23 protein-coding genes are annotated in these 17,406 nt (G+C 46.4%); 20 read left to right on the top strand and 3 right to left on the bottom strand.

The window, feature by feature from the left end:
* The 16 genes from FX155_RS06425 to FX155_RS06350 all read left to right on the top strand — a co-directional run bounded on the left by FX155_RS06425 (position 1) and on the right by FX155_RS06350 (position 9,262).
* Positions 1 to 420 carry a DUF2577 domain-containing protein gene (locus FX155_RS06425; RefSeq protein ID WP_326831116.1) on the top strand — a complete coding sequence of 140 codons (420 nt, stop codon included), beginning with the start codon at positions 1 to 3 and terminating at the stop codon, positions 418 to 420.
* Positions 413 to 862, top strand: coding sequence for a DUF2634 domain-containing protein (locus FX155_RS06420; protein ID WP_154488129.1), 450 nt, complete (start codon positions 413 to 415; stop codon positions 860 to 862). Before FX155_RS06425 ends, FX155_RS06420 begins: the two co-directional genes overlap by 8 nt.
* Entirely contained in the window at positions 859 to 1,926 is a 1,068-nt protein-coding gene (locus FX155_RS06415; RefSeq protein ID WP_154488128.1) for a baseplate J/gp47 family protein, read from the top strand. Before FX155_RS06420 ends, FX155_RS06415 begins: the two co-directional genes overlap by 4 nt.
* Complete coding sequence (locus FX155_RS06410) at positions 1,913 to 2,479, top strand: putative phage tail protein (protein WP_229778467.1); 567 nt, start codon at positions 1,913 to 1,915, stop codon at positions 2,477 to 2,479. The genes FX155_RS06415 and FX155_RS06410 overlap by 14 nt, the downstream gene beginning before the upstream one ends.
* On the top strand, positions 2,472 to 3,455 hold the full coding sequence (locus FX155_RS06405; RefSeq protein WP_154488127.1) for a phage baseplate protein: 984 nt from the start codon (positions 2,472 to 2,474) through the stop codon (positions 3,453 to 3,455). Before FX155_RS06410 ends, FX155_RS06405 begins: the two co-directional genes overlap by 8 nt.
* Positions 3,456 to 3,467: 12 nt before the next feature.
* Positions 3,468 to 3,731, top strand: a complete 264-nt coding sequence (locus FX155_RS06400) for a hypothetical protein (RefSeq protein WP_229778466.1) — start codon at positions 3,468 to 3,470, stop codon at positions 3,729 to 3,731.
* 5 nt (positions 3,732 to 3,736) lie between these two features.
* Positions 3,737 to 4,102 (top strand): hypothetical protein, encoded by a 366-nt coding sequence (locus FX155_RS06395; RefSeq protein WP_154488126.1) that lies wholly within the window; start codon positions 3,737 to 3,739, stop codon positions 4,100 to 4,102.
* Entirely contained in the window at positions 4,092 to 4,304 is a 213-nt protein-coding gene (locus FX155_RS06390; RefSeq protein ID WP_154488125.1) for a hypothetical protein, read from the top strand. The genes FX155_RS06395 and FX155_RS06390 overlap by 11 nt, the downstream gene beginning before the upstream one ends.
* 13 nt (positions 4,305 to 4,317) lie before the next feature.
* Entirely contained in the window at positions 4,318 to 4,824 is a 507-nt protein-coding gene (locus tag FX155_RS06385) for a hypothetical protein (protein WP_154488124.1), read from the top strand.
* 12 nt (positions 4,825 to 4,836) lie between these two features.
* Complete coding sequence (locus FX155_RS06380) at positions 4,837 to 6,009, top strand: hypothetical protein (RefSeq protein WP_154488123.1); 1,173 nt, start codon at positions 4,837 to 4,839, stop codon at positions 6,007 to 6,009.
* Positions 6,010 to 6,013: 4 nt separating this feature from the next.
* On the top strand, positions 6,014 to 6,196 hold the full coding sequence (locus tag FX155_RS06375; protein ID WP_154488122.1) for a hypothetical protein: 183 nt from the start codon (positions 6,014 to 6,016) through the stop codon (positions 6,194 to 6,196).
* A complete protein-coding gene (locus FX155_RS06370) occupies positions 6,193 to 6,750 on the top strand; it encodes an N-acetylmuramoyl-L-alanine amidase family protein (RefSeq protein ID WP_154488121.1) in 558 nt (185 codons plus the stop codon). Before FX155_RS06375 ends, FX155_RS06370 begins: the two co-directional genes overlap by 4 nt.
* Positions 6,751 to 6,752: 2 nt before the next feature.
* Positions 6,753 to 7,019 (top strand): hypothetical protein, encoded by a 267-nt coding sequence (locus FX155_RS06365; RefSeq protein WP_229778465.1) that lies wholly within the window; start codon positions 6,753 to 6,755, stop codon positions 7,017 to 7,019.
* 219 nt (positions 7,020 to 7,238) lie between these two features.
* Positions 7,239 to 7,487, top strand: coding sequence for a winged helix-turn-helix domain-containing protein (locus FX155_RS06360; RefSeq protein WP_195839623.1), 249 nt, complete (start codon positions 7,239 to 7,241; stop codon positions 7,485 to 7,487).
* 9 nt (positions 7,488 to 7,496) lie between these two features.
* Positions 7,497 to 8,456, top strand: a complete 960-nt coding sequence (locus tag FX155_RS06355; protein ID WP_229778464.1) for a DNA-methyltransferase — start codon at positions 7,497 to 7,499, stop codon at positions 8,454 to 8,456.
* Complete coding sequence (locus FX155_RS06350; RefSeq protein WP_154488118.1) at positions 8,453 to 9,262, top strand: DNA adenine methylase; 810 nt, start codon at positions 8,453 to 8,455, stop codon at positions 9,260 to 9,262. The genes FX155_RS06355 and FX155_RS06350 overlap by 4 nt, the downstream gene beginning before the upstream one ends.
* Before the next feature lie 35 nt (positions 9,263 to 9,297).
* Here FX155_RS06350 and FX155_RS06345 read toward each other — a convergent pair whose 3' ends face one another.
* Together FX155_RS06345 and FX155_RS06340 are read right to left on the bottom strand one after the other, a co-directional pair.
* Positions 9,298 to 11,340 carry a hypothetical protein gene (locus FX155_RS06345; RefSeq protein ID WP_154488117.1) on the bottom strand — a complete coding sequence of 681 codons (2,043 nt, stop codon included), beginning with the start codon at positions 11,338 to 11,340 and terminating at the stop codon, positions 9,298 to 9,300.
* 17 nt (positions 11,341 to 11,357) lie between these two features.
* Positions 11,358 to 12,008 (bottom strand): DNA-3-methyladenine glycosylase family protein, encoded by a 651-nt coding sequence (locus FX155_RS06340; protein ID WP_154488116.1) that lies wholly within the window; start codon positions 12,006 to 12,008, stop codon positions 11,358 to 11,360.
* 251 nt (positions 12,009 to 12,259) lie between these two features.
* On the opposite strand from FX155_RS06340, the gene FX155_RS06335 reads away from it, so the two are divergent.
* Genes FX155_RS06335 through FX155_RS06325 form a run of 4 tightly spaced genes read left to right on the top strand, consistent with a single transcriptional unit; the run spans position 12,260 to position 16,087 of the window.
* A complete protein-coding gene (locus tag FX155_RS06335; protein WP_154488115.1) occupies positions 12,260 to 12,652 on the top strand; it encodes an RNA polymerase subunit sigma-70 in 393 nt (130 codons plus the stop codon).
* On the top strand, positions 12,645 to 12,809 hold the full coding sequence (locus FX155_RS11400; RefSeq protein WP_195839622.1) for an SHOCT domain-containing protein: 165 nt from the start codon (positions 12,645 to 12,647) through the stop codon (positions 12,807 to 12,809). The genes FX155_RS06335 and FX155_RS11400 overlap by 8 nt, the downstream gene beginning before the upstream one ends.
* Positions 12,810 to 12,854: 45 nt before the next feature.
* Positions 12,855 to 14,534, top strand: a complete 1,680-nt coding sequence (locus FX155_RS06330; RefSeq protein WP_154488114.1) for a recombinase family protein — start codon at positions 12,855 to 12,857, stop codon at positions 14,532 to 14,534.
* On the top strand, positions 14,519 to 16,087 hold the full coding sequence (locus tag FX155_RS06325; RefSeq protein WP_298762063.1) for a recombinase family protein: 1,569 nt from the start codon (positions 14,519 to 14,521) through the stop codon (positions 16,085 to 16,087). The genes FX155_RS06330 and FX155_RS06325 overlap by 16 nt, the downstream gene beginning before the upstream one ends.
* A 201-nt stretch (positions 16,088 to 16,288) precedes the next feature.
* On the opposite strand, the gene FX155_RS06320 is transcribed toward FX155_RS06325, so the two are convergent.
* Complete coding sequence (locus FX155_RS06320; protein WP_006555379.1) at positions 16,289 to 17,143, bottom strand: extended-spectrum class A beta-lactamase ACI-1; 855 nt, start codon at positions 17,141 to 17,143, stop codon at positions 16,289 to 16,291.
* Positions 17,144 to 17,406: the final 263 nt, after the last annotated feature.

Below are 17,406 nucleotides of genomic sequence, written 5' to 3'. Positions count from 1 at the left end.
GTGCAGAAGAATCCATATATCGGCCTGCTGAATCTGATGGAGCAGGTGAGCCGTAGCAGCAACAGCCCGGATATCCAGATTGGACAGATTCTGTCCTCGCCGCCAGATATCAAGGTCCGTTACAACGGCATCATTTTAACGAAAGAGGAGCTGTGGATTTCCCATTATCTCCTGGCAGGGTATGGCCGCACGGCTAAAGGCCATCTGGTGTCAGCGACACAGAACCGAGCCGGTGGCAGTGGGGATGCGGCTTATCAGTCCCATAACCATGACATCGATAATGACTATACCGATTCCGTCATTTACACGGATACCCTGAAGCCCGGCATGTACGTGGCCATCATGCCCATGCTCATTAACGGCAGGATTCAGCAGTACATTATTTTAGACGAGATTGTGAGGATTGATGGCCATGGCTAATCCTTTTGTAGCAATGAATAGTACCCAGGCAGCGAATTCCAATGAATCGCTGCCTCTTTTCGTAGAATACGGCTATGACTTTGAAAAGCAGTGTTTCCGTTATGACGAAAAAGGCCAGAACCTGATGGTGACGGAAAATGAAGCCCTCAAGGTCTGGATTTATAAAGCGATTCTTACCGAACGGTATCGCTACTTAGCGTATGATGACAGCTACGGCATTACTATCGAGCCGTACCAGGGCAGGGCACCGAACAGCCGTTATACGGCGGACCAGATTTCACAAAACATTCGTGAAGGGCTGCTAATCAATCCTTATATTGTCCGTATCAACCATATCGATGTGGAGAAACGGGAATACGATGACCTTATCATCACGGTCGATGTGACGAGTATCTACAGCGAAGAATCGCTGACCGTAACGGCAGGAAGGAGCGAGGCATGAGTAATTTATTTGATGCACAGACAAAAGATGTGATTGAAAGCCGTATGGCACAGACCCTGCACACCATCGCAGAAAAAGAGCAGAGTACTATTGAAGGCACCTTTGCCCGCGACCTGATTGACGCCAATGCCGTAGAGTTTGAAAGCAACTATGCCGAGATGGCCATGCTGCGCGATGCGGCTTTTGCCGAAACGTCCTGGGGTGATTACCTGACCTTGCGGGCAGCGGAGTTTGGCGTCGATCGCAAGAAGGCCGTCAAGGCGAAAGGCGAAGTGACCGTGACGGGCATGGCCGGTGCGTACATCATCCGTAGCAGCCTCTTTCAGACGAAGGACGGTCGGCGCTTTTACACTCTGGAGTCCGCTACGATCCCTGCGGATACCACAGAAATCACCATTCCTGTGGAAGCGGCCGATGCCGGCACGGTGGGCAATGTGGCAGAAGGGACGATTACTGAAATTCCGTATTCCATCCCCAATGTAGCGTCAGTCATCAACCATAAGAAATGTACCGATGGGGCGGATGAAGAAACGGATGCGGCACTCCTCGCCCGGCTGCTTTTCCGGGTGCGCCAGCCCATCACCTCGGGCAATGCCAATCACTACCGTGACTGGGCCATGTCTGTCGATGGCGTCGGGAATTGCAAGGTCATCCCGCTCTGGCAAGGCAATGGTACGGTGAAGGTAATCATCGTCACGGCAGAAAATGAGTCGGCTTCCCAAGAATTAATCCAAGAAGTCTACGACTACATTGAAAGCCAGCGGCCCATTGGGGCAACCGTGACTGTCGTTTCGCCGGCGCCACTTTCCATTGACCTTACGGCAGATGTCTATGGTACGGCCAATCCGGATGCCGTGAAGGCCGCCATGATGACTTATCTCAAACAGACAGGTTTCACGCTTTCTTATGTCAGTCTGGCCCAGATGGGAAAGCTCCTTCTTTCCATCAGCGGCATTACGGACTATAAGGAATTGAAGCTCAACGGGAAAGCGGCCAACGTGGAACTGACAAACGAGCAGATTCCAGTTGCGGGAAAGGTGGTGCTGAACCTTGTCAGCCAATGACTGGATGCGGCAGAGCCGGATGGATATCCTGAAGTATTTGCCGCATTTCTTATCCCGGGACCCGATGTTTCGCCGCGCGGCAGAAACCTGCAACAAGGAGCATGACCGCATCCGTGTAACCTTGCAGGACCTGGCGGATAACTTCTTCGTCAGTACGGCCACCTGGGCGTTGCCGCTCTTTGAATCGTTCCTCGGCATCCGGGCAAGCGATGGTGAAACCGATGAATTCCGCCGCCAGCGCATCCTCTTCAAGCTACAGCACACAGATGTGTCGACGAAGGCTTTTATGGAATCCATCGTCAACCTCTACAGTGTGGGTCACATCGAGGAAGTCAATGAAGAATATTACTTTAAGGTCTACTGCATCATGAACGATAAAGATACGGCGACCTTACAGAAACTCATCACGCAGCTCAATATCTATAAACCGGCCCATCTGGGTTATGCCATTTATCTTGGCTATTCCTGGAATGGCAAGATTTACTGGAACGGGGAAGCCACCTTCTCGACGGCGACCGTCGTATCCAGGGAAGGAGTGACGACAAATGGATGAATACAGTAAAGAGAAATGGTCCGCTGACTTCCCGGACCGTGCCGGGCAGGAAGTGCGGCCAAGCGAAGCCGTGGAAAACAGTCTTGATTACGATGTGTGCTTTCCACAGTATCTAGCCGAAGATCCAGTTGTCTTTAACCAACAGAATCGGACGGTCTCGCAGCTCGTCAGTAATGATGCGCGGCTTTATGAACGCATCTCGGCGACGGCGGCGGACATCAATGCGCACCTGACCGATACCAAGGCTCATGCCAATGGCATCAGCGGCAATGCCGCTACTGCGACGAAGCTGCAGACAGGACGCAGGATTCACCGGATCCTCTTTGACGGCACCCGGGATATTACCTTACCTGATTTTACGGGCTGCGGCGAAAAGACAGCTGGCCAGAGTGGTGTCGTGCCAGCACCAGCAGCAGGCAGGATGAACACCGTCCTGCACAGCAACGGTGCATGGGGCAAGGTCACTTATGCTGATATGGATGAAGAAGCCGTGGCCAAAATCCAGGCCTGCCCCTTCCCAACAGGCTCTGTCTATATTTCCGTAGACGGCAGGAATCCGGCAACGTACTGGCCGGGAACCACCTGGGTGGCGTTTGCCATGGGCCGCTGCCTGATTGGTGCGGGGGCTGCTGACAGCGGGACCATGTATAAAGCCGGCGATAAGCTGGGTGAAGAGAAGCACACTCTTAGCCTCCAGGAAGCACCGCCCCATGATCACAGTGTAGGGAATGCCGGTGGCCATAACCACTGGTCCTGTGGTGCCTTGCCCCGTAATTTTCAGTGGGATGCCTGTGAAGGCAACGATGCTCCCGTCGCTGTCGGCTATGGGGACGGCTGCTGGCATGGCAACCAGGTGGATGGCCATACCTCCTGGGACGGCAATCATTCCCACAGCCTTTCCCGGACAGGCGGGGGCCAGGCTCACAACAACATGCAGCCATCGCTGGTGGTCTACATGTTCCAGCGAACAGGTTAGGAGGTGAGAATCATGATGGAATGGATGCAGGTAGCAGGCTCCCTGGTTTCCGTCCTGATGCTCTGTGGCATCATCTTCAATTTCAGCGTCATCAAGCCGCTCAATGAATCGGTGCGGGGCCTTCGGGACTGCATCGTTGAACTGCGCCGACAGCTGACGGATACGGAAGCGAAGCGGCAGAAGATGGCCGAGCGGCTGTCCCGTGTGGAAGAATCGGCAGAACATGCCCATCACCGTCTGGATGTGATGGAGCAGCGCCAGCATGAACAGGGGTGAGGAGGATGAGCTTTTTTGTAGTAAAGAACCGGATCCACCTGACGAGGGGCGATTCGGCAGAATTCGACCTGACCATCCGGGACCGGGTGACGGGCAGCGTCTTTATCCTGGACGATGGCGACCGGTTGACATTTACGTTGAAACGCTTCATTACGGATAAGGAACCCGTTCTCACAAAAACACTGGGACAAGGCATCCGGCAGGAGCAAGAACGCTGCGTACTGCAGTTTTTGCCGGAAGATACACAGCTGCTGGCCTGTGGCCGTTACGTCTATGAGATGAAACTTATGCGGAAGAACGGTTATACCGATACCTTTATCCCGGCCAGAGACTTTTTCCTGGAAAGGAGCGTGATGGGGCATGGCACATGAACGGAATACCCTGGTCGGCATCCTTTCTATGCCGCAGACACCCTCTTCTGCCTTTCAGGAAAAATGTGTCACCCCAGAAGCTCAGGAACAGGTCATCACAGCAGATGTCGGGTATGCGGCTCTTTCGAAGGTGACGGTGGCTGCCATTCCGTCGAATTATGGCAGAATCAGTTTCAACGGTTATGAGTTAAAAGTCGAGTAAAGGAGCAATCAACATGGCGAAGAACGTAAAAATCAATTCCGTTATCTATGCAGAAGTGCCGCAGGTTTCAATTCCTTTGGCAGAAGGAGAAGGTACTGCTGTCTTTTATGATACCTCCGGTGCTACTGCCTCTTCCGGCGATATCCTGATCGGAAAGTCGGCCTTTCTTGGAAATGGGGCTGTTACCGGGACAATGAGTAATAACGGTGCCGTCAGCGGCAGCATCGCGAAAGCCGATGGTGCCTATACCATCCCGGCCGGCTTCCATAATGGCAGCGGCTCCGTGCGTATTAGCAAAGAGGAACAGGCCAAACTCGTCAGCGGCAACATCAAGTCCGGGGTGACGGTCCTTGGCATCAGCGGCAAGTCCAGCGTGGTCGATACCAGTGATGCCACTGCGGCTGCGGGGACGATTGTCAGCGGTAAGACGGCCTATATCAACGGCACCAAGGTGACAGGCAGCCTGACGACCGTTTCCGTTTCCCAGGACAGCCTGACGAAAGTACTGACGGTCGTGTAGGGAGGAAGAGATATGAAAGTAGATGTGAAGATTGCCGGTGCCAGTTACAGTGAAGTGCCGGCCGTCCTGATTCCGCTAAAGAGTGGCGGCAAGGCTCGTTTCTGTGAAGTATCTGATACGACGGCAAAAGCGGCTGATGTGGCCAAAGGCAAGACTTTCTATGATGCAGACGGCAATTATACGGCAGGGACGAATACGGGAAGCGGCGGTAGCACCAGCACTGTTACTGCCACACCTTATAAGGTGACCATCCAGCAGGTGCCGCACCAGACCATTTCTGCTTCTTTTACCCCGCAAGTGGCGGGAACGATAAATACCCTTGCAAAATCCGGAAACGAAACACTAAATCTGGAATCTGAAGCCACTCTTGGTATTTCGTATGCTTTCAAGACAAAGATAACACCCGACGCGGGGTGGATCGGCGGTAAGGCTGTGGTGTCAGGAAAGCTCGAAGATGGATTGATTTGCGGTGACGTTACCATTACGGCTTCGGAAGCAATTCAAATCCCGACCGACATCACGGTCCCGGAAGGATATACTACTGTTTACTTAGGGCAAAACAAGCTCTATCAGGATCAGGGCCTGACGGTAGAACTGACTTCAAAGAGACAGATCGAAGCCAACAGCAAAATTTACGTCATGGATGTTACCCGCAATTCGTATACACTTCTTAACCTGTTCTGCCCATCCAAAAGTAATAATGTGGGAACAGGTTTTGATGAAAAATATGTCGATTTGAGCGGTATCTCTAAAAGCCTCATCACAAGCCTGGGCTCGCTGTTCCTGGGCAACAGCAATCTGGAATCAGCGGATATGAGCGGCTTTGGGGACATTGAAGGCATCTACAGCTTGTTTGCATACTGCAAGAGCCTCAAATGTGTCTACTTCGATACACTGAGGAATGTCGGCAATGCGACTATCAATACGTACCATACCTTTTCTACCTGTACCGCATTGGAATATCTCATCTTGGATAATGTGAACGTTGATTTCGTTGTCGAGGGTGGAACAGATAGTGACCGTGGTATTCCATCTCAGACGAAAGTCCTTGTACCTAAGGCGGCATTGGAAGCCTATAAGGCAGACAGCCATTGGAAGTCTGTAGCTGACCGCATCCTGCCGATGGAAGATTTCGATATCGTCCGTAAAGACGGTGCTGTAAGCGTCACCCCGAAGGGAGCGTGAGTTTTTGCTTATCGATAAAATCAATATTCCTGATTGTTTGGTCATCATCGGGCTGGTCACAGCCCTGATCATGGCCATTTTTTATAACCTCAACGAGCTGGCCATGTCCATCGCATCCGGCTTGCTCGGCTACATTGGCGGCACGGTCAAGTCCGCCGTCAACCAGAAAGGAGAAGAAAAACAATGAAAGTATTCCTGAATCCCGGCCATGCGCCGAATGGCAATCCTGATCCCGGTGCCGTAAATGAAGAAACGGGGCTGCGCGAGTGCGACGTCGCCCTGGCGGTCGGTCAATCTGCGGCAAGTTATCTGAATGCTGCTGGTGTTGAAACAGAGCTGCTCCAGTCTGACAGCCTGTACGATATCTGCGAAGCAGCGAATGGCAGTGATGCCGATATCTTCGTTTCCATCCACTGTAATGCTGCTGAAGCAGAGCAGGCAAATGGCACTGAGACTTGGGCCTGTGCGGGCAGTTATCGCGGCAGCACGCTGGCCAACTGCATCCGGAAGCAGCTCGTCGATGCTCTGGATACGACCGACCGTGGCGTAAAGATTGCCACCCCTGGCGTCAACGGACTCTACGTTCTGACCAATACCGACATGCCCGCTGTCCTCGTCGAACTGGCTTTCATCACCAATCCAGACGATGAAGAAATCCTGGCAAACTCCCAAGACGCCATAGCCAGAGCCGTAGCTCGTGGTATTACCGATTATGAACTTTTGATTTATGGAGGGAAATGATCATGAACCGGGAAGAAATCAAGAAAGCCGTAGCTGAAACCGTTGTATCCTTTGCCAGGGAAGAAGCGGAAGCTGCCATCAAAGCCATCGACCTTGATGACCTGCAGCAGCTCGTCGAAGCGCAGATGAAGAACCTCACCGACCCGCTGGAAACTGAAATCCAGACCACAACGAGCTGGTGGGTCAAAATCCGTAACAGGTTGTATATCGTTTTGCTGCAGCAGGCAGTCAAATCCATCGTAGCTGATATTAAACAGAAGATTGCATGAGAAAAGCCGGTATGGGACATCAGGGAGATGTTCCATACCGGCTTTCATTGCCATGTAAAGCCTAAAATACTATTTTTTGCTCTTGTTTAAATAATTCTTTTGTTTTCTTGCCTTGCTACTGAGTTTTTTGTATAATAGGAATACGATTGAATGCAATGATGTTCCATAATCATTATGTATTCAGCAACCATCACACTGTTGAATGCAAAGGAGAATATAATGTCGCATAAGGGATATACTTATCTTGATCTTATTGAAGAAGTGTTACGAGAAGAAAAATGTGAAATGACGATTCCGGAGATTTGGGAATACGCGTTAAAAATGAGACTTGATAAAAAATTGATTTCTGTGGGTAAGACACCTGAAAACACATTAAATGCGAGCATTAGAAGACATATTGCTAGCGCAAGTCATGTTCGTTTTAAGCAAACATCAAAAAAACCAGCAAAATACTATCTTAATGATTAAGAGGAAAAAATGAATATATTAGATATTGATAAAATTTATGATATAGATTGCGTGGAAGGTATGAAAAAACTTCCAAATGATAGTGTAGGTTTGATAATAGCAGATCCTCCATATAATCTTTCAAAAGGTGGGACTTGGAAATGGGATAATAGTGTAAAACTTGACGGTATGGGTGGAAATTGGAATAAAGTCATGCAGTCGTGGGATGACTATACTTTAGAAACCTATTTTGAATTTACTAAGGCATGGCTTACAGAAGCGAAAAGAATTTTAAAGCCAACAGGATCTATGTGGATTTTTGGAACTTATCACAACATAGGAATCATTAATGTTGTTTGCCAATTATTGAAAATCGAAATCATCAATGAAGTTATTTGGTATAAAAAAAATGCTTTTCCTAATCTTTCTGGTCGCAGATTAACAGCAAGTCACGAAACTATCCTGTGGTGTAATAAAGGCGCAAAGAAAAGGGAATATTATTTCAACTACAATTACTCGAAAAATGGAGATTTTAGCAAAGATGAATTAAAAAGTTCAGGAAAGCAGATGCGTACTGTTTGGGATATTTCTAATAACAAAGCTCGAAAAGAGTTAGCATATGGAAAGCATCCTACACAAAAGCCTATCAAGATAATAAAAAGAATGATTCGATTGTCATCAAAGGTGGGGGACATAATGATGACTCCGTTTGCAGGAGCAGGAAGTGAGTGTGTAGCTGCAAAAGAATGTCAAAGACATTATCTTGGATTTGAAATAGATAAGCAATATATTAATATAGCAGAAGAACGGTTAAAAAATGCTGATATTGAATTTAATGAAGAAAAAATTGATAATCCAAATGAGATGACTGAAGAAGCAGCATCTAAAAAGAAAGAAAGCAGAAAAAATAATAATAAAAAGACTGATGATGACCAATTATCCATATTTGATATGGAAATAAATATTGAAAAGAAAGATGAAATCAAATGATAAAACCAGTAATAAAATGGAGTGGGAGTAAGAGATCACAGGCAGATGAGATTTTAAAAAATATCCCCGCTCAATTTAATACTTATTTCGAACCTTTTGTTGGTGGTGGTTCAATTTTATATGCAATTCATCCACAAAAGGCTATCTGTGGCGATATTTGCGAACCACTGATTGCTCTTTGGAATGAAATAAAAGATAGACCAGAAGAGTTAGCTGAAGCATATACATTGCGCTGGAATAGATTACAGAGCGAAGGATATGAGGCGTATTATTCTATTCGTGATGATTTTAACCGGACCCATTCGCCAGAAGATTTGATGTTTTTATCGCGAACATGTGTCAATGGCCTTATACGATTTAACGCCAAAGGTGAGTTTAATAACTCATTGCATCACACGAGAAAAGGTATTAAACCTGAAAGTCTGGAAAAAATTATTATGGACTGGTCAAAGCGTATAAAAGGAACGCTATTCCTAGCAAACGATTATGTAACGACTACAGCAAGTGCAACCGCAGGTGATTTTATTTATTTAGATCCGCCATATTTCCATACTGTAGGACGGTATTATGGGACGAAATCTATTGATTTTGACGAATTCGTGATTTTTTTAGAGAAATTAAACAGCCGGGGAATAAAGTATATGCTTTCATTCGATGGAAAACGCGGAGATACTGATTATACAGTTAATCTCCCTAAAGAACTTTACAAAAGACATAAATTTATTGCTTCTGGAAATTCTAGCTTTAAAAAGGTTATGGATAAAGAATCGCAGCAAGTGTATGAATCCATATATATGAATTATTGAATAAAAATAGGGGGGAGGTTCATCTCCCCCTATTTTTATTCAATTTCTATAGTTCCATCAGTTGATGAATTTATAATTTCGACCATTCTTTTTTTTAGAGTTGTAGCGTCCATAGTAAATGGTACGATTTTTATTTTCCATCCTATTGATTTGGGAGCCATTATGAATAGCATATCGCACTGACTATTACGATGCACAACTGCGTCTTCTTCTGCATTGTTCTCTAAATAAGCTGCGGCAGAGATTACTTTAAATTTATCGAAATCTACCGCTTTTATAGGACGATACCAAGGGCCTTCTGGATTTATAGAACGTTCGACATTTGGAATGTAGCTCATTAGACTTTTTATATAATTAATTAACCCAATGCCTACTGACGGCTCTAGGTCTGATGATTTTTCTTTTGATTCGATACTTAGAAGTAATGGCTTGTCAAAAACACCAAAAAGTTCAAGAATGTGATCCGGGCGTTTTCCATTAACATCTTCACTTACGCGTGGCAGAGATAACCATCGTTTTTCTTTGTTATTATCAATGATTGAAAATCCACTCCAGTCTCCACCAGGAGGATTGCACATTCCTTCAAAGCAGTATTTTTTCAAGACCTTTGTGAACGTATAATGGATTCCTGTATCAACATCATCTTCATGATATTCACGCGGAGAATTTGAAAAGACTTCATTTTCCAAATTGGGATTAGTATGATTTTTACCTATATAATATTGTTTTAAAGAAGAAGTGCTAATTAATTCTTCGGCATCTTTGATGTCTGAATTTGAGAGAATTGGAACATCTAAAATCAAAAAATCACTTAAGGAAAGTATTGATTTCCATAATCCATTTGCCTTTGCTAGCTGCCTAGGATGATTTAATAGTAGTTTATAATTATTGAATAATAATGGGCCATAAATGATTGTTAATGTTTCGTTTTTATTATCTGAAAGCATCGCGGCTAATGGGAGTAATCCTCGGTCTGGCCGATTATCATCTCCACGAGGTTTAAACCCTTTAATTAAGCATAGTACAAGATTTTTTTCAGTATTGCTTAATTGAGATATAGTGGCATCATTGAAATTAGGATAAATCTTTTTTATCCCATTTGCTAAAGCAATACGATTTTTTGCGGGTATGATACCAATTGGAAGATCTCGAGATGTGAAACCAACGCTTAGTTTATCGATTAAACTTAAAACTTCAAGTATATGGCCATGGGCGCCCTTTTTAGTGATTTTTTTGTGAAAATTAAAACGTGCATTTGCAATACAATAATCAATTACATTTTGACCTGTTTTTTGGATTTTTTTCCAATCTGAAGATGTAAAATTAGTATTTTCTTTTGCAGATTCAGATAAAAAGCAAACTACATTAAAATTTTTAGTGAGTATAGAATTCCTTTCTGATGATGTGTCAAGTCCCGCCATCGTTTTCACCAAAAAAGAAGAGAGATCTTTTTCAGCGAAGTTATTTTCATCAAAATTTTTAAGCGCGGAGTCGAATTCTTTATCAAATGATTCTGATTTAACGTAAACTTGGGCAACAAAATTTCCAGATACTCTAGAAAAGTTCACATAGCTATAGGGGACAGCTGCATTAGGAAATCGTAAAGCTTTGCGATTTCGTGTTTGGGGATCGAGTTCATATTTTACAAAATCCACGATATAGATATATGGACATCCTGTTCTTCCTGTGGAAAAGGCACGACCACTTCTTTGCCAAGCTTGATTACCTGCTTGTAATGCGCTACAGAACTCAATTGCGCATATGATTTTTTCACTATTGTTAGTGACTTCTGTAATAATTGCATCAGGGGTTTCATCTAAGAAACTACCATTTTCTCTTAATGCTTTAAATATATCTCCCTTCCAACGAGAACGACCAGCTTTATTAAATCCGGGCAATAATATTAACTCCCATTCAAAGTCAAACCCTGAATAGGAAAAAATTATATTCTCAGAAATAGTTGCAGGAGATATAAGAGTCTTTTTCATATTTTGAGGATGCACTTCATTTAAAATTAAATTAGCAATCCGTTCACATTCAACAATATTATCACCATGAATTCGATAGATTTTTTTCATGTCAAAATCTCCTCACTTCATTTATATAAGTGAAACGCTTCTTTCGTATAGCCCATGTCCAAAGCACGGTAAAGAAACCGGGCAGCAATGGAGGAGTAGGGCTTCCACTTTTTACATTTCTTTTCTATAGATGCTTTCGACACATCTTCTGTTTTGTAAAGCCATTTGTAGCTTTGTAAAAAAGCAACGTCTTCGAATGGCAAGATGTCCTGTCTGTCCAGGACGAAAATCAAATACATCTTTGCGGTCCAAGTACCAATGCCGCGAAGGCTGACTAATTCTTTGAGCGCAGCTTCATCCGTCATATCAGGGAACTTCGTAAAATCGAGTTCTCCTGACAAGACGGCTGAAGCTGCGTTTTTTATATAGTTAGCCTTGGCAGTAGAAGTACCAATTGCCTTGATTTCCTCAACGGAGAGCTTTGAGATAGCCTCCGGGGTTATCTGACCCTCACACAATTCTTCAAACCGTCCATAGATTTTTGCTCCGGCTTTTACCGACAGCATCTGTTCGATGATTTCATGGATTAGAAAAGGAAAGGGATTATCAGTGTGTGGTTCATAGGAAATCGGACCTACCATACTGATGACTTTTGCAAGCCGTTTATCTTTTTTGCATAAATATTGGACAGAAGGACTGTCTTGATTCAAGGTGACGATAGCGGCCATAGAAACTCCTTGTACACACCGTCTGTAAATTTTCTAAGCTATGGTGTGTTTATATCGAATTTCTTTAATTATAACACACTGCAACGAAGGCTACTATAGGTACAATACAGCAGTACTTATTGTTTAGTACAAGTAATGAAAAATCGGATGCTCACATGGGCGTCCGTAATTTTTTTTTGCCCTTGAAGTACTTAACGATAGCCGTTCTGTCCTATTACTCCTGAAAGCAAATTTTTCAGGAGGTGTCCTCGATGACGGATGAACAGAAGCAAAAAATTATCGCCCTGCGCCGGGATGGGGCAGGGTACGGGCAGATTGCGGCAGCAGTCGGCATTTCCATCAATACGGTGAAGTCGTTTTGCAGGCGTCATAACTTGGCGGCGAAGACGGCGGCATCAGTCTGTGAACAGTGCGGCAGACCTATTGAACAGAATCCTGGACGGAAACGGAAACGCTTCTGCTCAGATTCTTGCCGGAACAAGTGGTGGAATACCCATCTGGAGCTGGTGAAGCGGAAGGCAGTCTATACTTTCACCTGCCCGAACTGCGGCAAAGAGTTCAGCGTCTACGGCAACAGCCATCGGAAGTTCTGCTCCCATGCCTGTTATATCGAATACCGCTTCGGGGGTGGCCACCATGGATAAAAGGACATTTCATGATGAAGCAACCTTCCAGGTGACGATGCATATGGCGAGGACGATGCTGGCGGAGAAACTCATCACCGAGAAGGAATACCGGGCTTTCGAGCAGGAGATGCTTCTCAAATATCAGCCCTTTTCCGGCGACTTATACACTTGCTAATTGTATCAAACAGAGTGATATATAGTGTCGAAAGGAGCTGATTTTATGCGGACTATCCGTAAAATCGAACAAAGCATACCTAAAATCAAGAAGCGCAAGAAAGTCGCAGCCTATGCCCGTGTCTCCATGGAATCGGAGCGGATGCAGCATTCCCTTTCGGCACAGGTCAGCTATTACAGCAGCCTGATCCAGAAGAACCCAGACTGGGAATACGCCGGTGTCTATGCGGACTACGGCATATCCGGGACGGGCATCAAAAAGCGGCAGGATTTTCAGCGCATGCTGGAAGATGCGGAAGCGGGCAAAATCGACATCATCCTCACCAAATCCATCCAGCGGTTTGCCCGGAATACGGTCGACCTCCTCCAGACAGTACGCCAGCTGAAAGAGCAAGGCGTCGAGGTCTGGTTCGAGAAAGAAAATATCCATACCATGAGCGGGGATGGGGAATTGATGATGACCATCCTCGCATCTTTTGCCCAGGAAGAAAGCCGTTCCATTAGTGAAAATATCCGGTGGCGTATCAAGAAACAATTTGAGCAGGGGAATCCTAACGGGCGGTTCCGTGTTTACGGGTATCGTTGGGAAGGGGATACCCTGGTGATAGTCCCCAAGGAAGCGGCTGTTGTCAGACGCATATTCCAGAATTTCCTGGATGGCAAGTCACGTCTTGAAACCGAACGGGAATTTGCAGCCGAAGGCATCACGACCCGGAATGGCTGCCGCTGGATGGATTCCAACATCAGGGTTGTCCTGACCAATGTTACCTATACCGGCAATATGCTTTTCCAGAAGGAATATGTGACGGATCCAATCCTCAAGAAGCGGAAGAAGAACCGGGGCGAACTTCCTAGGTATTATGTTGAAAACACGCATGAGCCTATCATCGACAAGGAAACCTTTGATTACGTGCAGCAGGAGATGGCGCGGCGAAAGGAACTGGGGGCGCTGGCCAATAAGTCCTTGAACACGACCTGCTTCACGGGAAAAATCAAATGCGGCATCTGCGGTCGGAGTTATATGCACAATCGCCGCACAGACCGGGGCTTTGAAGAATTCTGGGATTGCGGCTCCCATAAACTGAAAGGCCGGAATTGCGGCGCAAAAGGCAGTATCCCGCATGCAGTCCTCGTGAAGGAGAGTACAGAAGTCCTAGGCCTGGATGATTTCGATGAGCAGGCGTTTCTTGACCGGGTCGAAAAGATAGTAGTGCCAGAATACCATGTGATGGTTTTCTGTATGAAAAACGGACAGAAACTTATCCGGCACTGGGTATCAACGGCGAAGAAGGATTGCTGGACCGATGAGTATAAGGATCGCCAGAGGGCATGGATGAAAAACTACATGGCCAATGGCAAGGGAACACGGTTCTCCGCCTTTACGACACGTGTCCGGTGCGCCTTGTGCGGATCCTCTTTCCGGCGGTGCAAAACGAAGCATGACAGGCCTGTTTATTGGCGATGCAGCAAAGGCGGCAAATGTGAATCGGTCAGCATCCGGGAAGATGACCTGAAGCGTGTGGCCGCAGAGGCCATGGGGGTAAAAGCTTTTGATGAGGATAGATTTAGGGAGAAAGTGGAATATATCGAAGCCGGAAAGCCAAATTGCCTGACTGTCCATTTCAAGAGTGGGAGAACAGAAGAGATTTCTTATACGCCTACGCCATCCAAGCGGCGTCCCAAGGCACGGAGAAAGGAGAGCGGAGAAAAGTGGCAAAGACAGTAAGGGCCATCCCGGCCACCATCAGCCGTTATACGGCGGCTCCGATTAACAGCCGGAAGAAGCGGAGAGTAGCGGGCTATGCCAGGGTTTCCACGGACCATGATGACCAGATCAGCAGCTATGAAGCACAGGTCGATTATTATACGAACTATATCAGGGAACGGGATGACTGGGAATTTGTCGGCATCTACACCGATGAAGGCATCTCGGCTACCAACACGCGTCACCGCGATGGCTTCAAGCGGATGGTCAGGGATGCCATGGATGGGAAAATCGACCTCATCGTCACAAAATCAGTCAGCCGCTTCGCCAGAAATACCGTAGACAGCCTGACAACGGTACGCAAGCTCAAGGACAAGGGCATCGAGATATATTTCGAGAAGGAAAATATCTGGACGCTCGATGCCAAGGGCGAACTCCTCATCACCATCATGAGTTCCCTGGCGCAGGAAGAAAGCAGGAGCATCTCGGAAAACGTCACCTGGGGCCATCGGAAGCGATTCGCTGACGGGAAGGTGTGTGTGCCGTTCGGCCATTTCCTTGGCTATGACCGGGGACCGGACGGGAATCTGGTCGTCAACCGGGAACAGGCCAAGACGGTGAAACTGATTTACCGCTTGTTCCTGGACGGGTATACCTTCCACTCCATTGCCAGGGAGCTGACTTCCAGAGGGCTGGAAACTCCGGCAAGAAAGAAACGCTGGTATCCGGGGACGGTAGAGAGCATCCTGACAAATGAGAAATACAAGGGCGATGCCCTGCTGCAGAAGCGGTTCACCGTCAACTTCCTGACCAAAGAAACGAAAGCGAATGAAGGGGAAGTGCCGCAGTACTATGTGGAAAATAACCACGAAGCCATCATCAGCCCGCAGGTCTTCGACTGGGTACAGGAAGAAATCAAGCGGCGGCGTGAAGGCAGGGGACGTTACAGCGGCGTATCCATCTTCTCCAGCAAAATCAAGTGCGGCCAGTGCGGAGGCTGGTACGGGGCCAAGGTCTGGCATTCGACCGACAAGTACCGCAGAACCATCTACCGATGCAACGATAAGTTCAAGAGCCATTGCAAGACACCACATCTGACAGAGGATGATATCAAGGAAGCCTTCGTCCGGGCCGTCAATCAGCTCATCGAAAACAAAGCGGACGTACTTGACAGCATCACACTGCTGAAGGAACGGCTCACTGACACAGAAGACTTGGAAGAGGAGCGGGACAGGATAAGCACAGATTTGAACCTGCTGGCCGACAAGATACAGCAGCTCATAGCCGAGAACGCCAGGGTCGCGCAGAACCAGGATGATTATGACCGGAACTACAACGAACTGGTCAGTCGGTATGAAGCAGCGAAGACGCAGTACGACAAGACCTGTGAAGCCATCCAGTATCGCAAGGCCCGGAGCCGTCAGATGGACAGCTTCATCAAGGAGCTTAGGAATCAGGATCTCATTAAGGAGTTCGATGCCCGGCTGTGGGGCAGCCTGGTGGATTTCATCACAGTGTACAGCAAAGACGATATCTGGGTGACCTTCAAGGACGGGACGGAAATCAGAGCATAAGCAGGAAAAAAGGATTACGGCAGAGAATCCAAGAGGAAACGCAGGATTCTCTGCCGTATTTTTGATGAAGAAAATCGGAATATGATATAATAGTAAGGGTTTCAGGTGTGCGAAGTTTGAGTGAGATATAAATGTTTGGCGAAATATTTTTGCGTGATGGCCCTCTCTGCCCATCGGCAATACCGATGCTATCAAGCCCCTTTAAAATACTAAATTATCAAAAATTCGTTTTGCCGCCTCCGCAATCATAGCGTCGTCAGATTTTGCATTTTTTTCCGTGCGGCGCGACATTATCGCCATGACAATGGGTTTGCGATTGGGCGGATAAATCACGGCAATATCATTCCGCGCCCCATAATCGCCTGAACCGCTCTTGTCGATAACTTTCCAACCTTGCGGAGTTTCTGCCTTGATAAGCGTGTCGGTTATGGAATTGTCGCTCATCCAATCAATCAGCAGTTTTTTCTTGTCGTCGCTCAAAATATCGCCGAATATATAGACTTGCAAATTTTTTACCATCTGTCTCGGCGTGCTAGTATCACGATTATCTTTTGGATTGAAAAGATTAAGTTCAGGTTCATTTCGCGCAGGTTTGGTAGTTTTGTCGCCAATATTTTTAAGTGCCACCTTGAAATTTTCCACGCCGCCGATCTCCTGCAAAATTAAATTTGCCGCCGTGTTGTCACTCCACCTGAGCGATGCCGAACAAATTTCCGCCAGCGTCATGCCATCAGCAACATGGTCTTTGGTGATTGGCGCGTAGGACAAAATATCTTCCGCCGAAAACTTACGAATTTCATTCAAATCGGAGGTATTTTTTTGTCTTAGCAATTCTGCAGCCGTAAAAACTTTGTGTGTCGAGCAGTAGGAAAAACGCGTATCAGGTTTGTAGCAAATTTTTTTTCCATTCTCCATGTCAACGGCGTAAACACCAATCACGGCGTTATATTTATTTTCCAGATCAGCAAGATTTAATTTCTGCCGCGCTTGACAATCCTGAAGGCAGAAAACCATCAAGCCACAGATTATCAAAAACAAAAAACAAAATTTCTTCATAATAACCTCCTACTATCTGTTGAACGACCCGCCAAATTCAACGGGTCGTATTGGCTCAATAGAGCGTGATCATCAGCAATTAGCACTCTTATTGCCATTACTAATACATCACTTCATACAATCAAAGATGCAGTCACTTGCACTTGTCAACAAAAATTGGACACAAAACTAAAAAAATCAGGCATAAAAAACGAATCGATGTACAAGATTCATCAACTTTTCTGACATCCTTCAAGCTTGTTAGACAAACCATGCCATCGATA

This window comes from Acidaminococcus fermentans (assembly GCF_009696675.1).
Lineage (GTDB): Bacteria > Bacillota > Negativicutes > Acidaminococcales > Acidaminococcaceae > Acidaminococcus.
The sequence above is the reverse complement of the archived record's forward strand: the minus strand, read 5'-3'. Positions and strand labels throughout refer to the sequence as shown.

Excerpts from the sequence above, each read along its gene's own strand:
- FX155_RS06385 (WP_154488124.1), top strand. The coding sequence starts at position 4,318 with ATGGCGAAGAACGTAAAAATCAATTCCGTTATCTATGCAGAAGTGCCG.
- FX155_RS06335 (WP_154488115.1), top strand. The coding sequence starts at position 12,260 with ATGACGGATGAACAGAAGCAAAAAATTATCGCCCTGCGCCGGGATGGG.
- FX155_RS06370 (WP_154488121.1), top strand. The coding sequence starts at position 6,193 with ATGAAAGTATTCCTGAATCCCGGCCATGCGCCGAATGGCAATCCTGAT.
- FX155_RS06400 (WP_229778466.1), top strand. The coding sequence starts at position 3,468 with ATGATGGAATGGATGCAGGTAGCAGGCTCCCTGGTTTCCGTCCTGATG.
- FX155_RS06405 (WP_154488127.1), top strand. The coding sequence starts at position 2,472 with ATGGATGAATACAGTAAAGAGAAATGGTCCGCTGACTTCCCGGACCGT.
- FX155_RS06390 (WP_154488125.1), top strand. The coding sequence starts at position 4,092 with ATGGCACATGAACGGAATACCCTGGTCGGCATCCTTTCTATGCCGCAG.
- FX155_RS06330 (WP_154488114.1), top strand. The coding sequence starts at position 12,855 with ATGCGGACTATCCGTAAAATCGAACAAAGCATACCTAAAATCAAGAAG.
- FX155_RS06345 (WP_154488117.1), bottom strand. The coding sequence starts at position 11,340 with ATGAAAAAAATCTATCGAATTCATGGTGATAATATTGTTGAATGTGAA.
- FX155_RS06355 (WP_229778464.1), top strand. The coding sequence starts at position 7,497 with ATGAATATATTAGATATTGATAAAATTTATGATATAGATTGCGTGGAA.
- FX155_RS11400 (WP_195839622.1), top strand. The coding sequence starts at position 12,645 with ATGGATAAAAGGACATTTCATGATGAAGCAACCTTCCAGGTGACGATG.
- FX155_RS06415 (WP_154488128.1), top strand. The coding sequence starts at position 859 with ATGAGTAATTTATTTGATGCACAGACAAAAGATGTGATTGAAAGCCGT.
- FX155_RS06380 (WP_154488123.1), top strand. The coding sequence starts at position 4,837 with ATGAAAGTAGATGTGAAGATTGCCGGTGCCAGTTACAGTGAAGTGCCG.
- FX155_RS06350 (WP_154488118.1), top strand. The coding sequence starts at position 8,453 with ATGATAAAACCAGTAATAAAATGGAGTGGGAGTAAGAGATCACAGGCA.
- FX155_RS06365 (WP_229778465.1), top strand. The coding sequence starts at position 6,753 with ATGAACCGGGAAGAAATCAAGAAAGCCGTAGCTGAAACCGTTGTATCC.
- FX155_RS06340 (WP_154488116.1), bottom strand. The coding sequence starts at position 12,008 with ATGGCCGCTATCGTCACCTTGAATCAAGACAGTCCTTCTGTCCAATAT.
- FX155_RS06395 (WP_154488126.1), top strand. The coding sequence starts at position 3,737 with ATGAGCTTTTTTGTAGTAAAGAACCGGATCCACCTGACGAGGGGCGAT.
- FX155_RS06420 (WP_154488129.1), top strand. The coding sequence starts at position 413 with ATGGCTAATCCTTTTGTAGCAATGAATAGTACCCAGGCAGCGAATTCC.
- FX155_RS06320 (WP_006555379.1), bottom strand. The coding sequence starts at position 17,143 with ATGAAGAAATTTTGTTTTTTGTTTTTGATAATCTGTGGCTTGATGGTT.
- FX155_RS06360 (WP_195839623.1), top strand. The coding sequence starts at position 7,239 with ATGTCGCATAAGGGATATACTTATCTTGATCTTATTGAAGAAGTGTTA.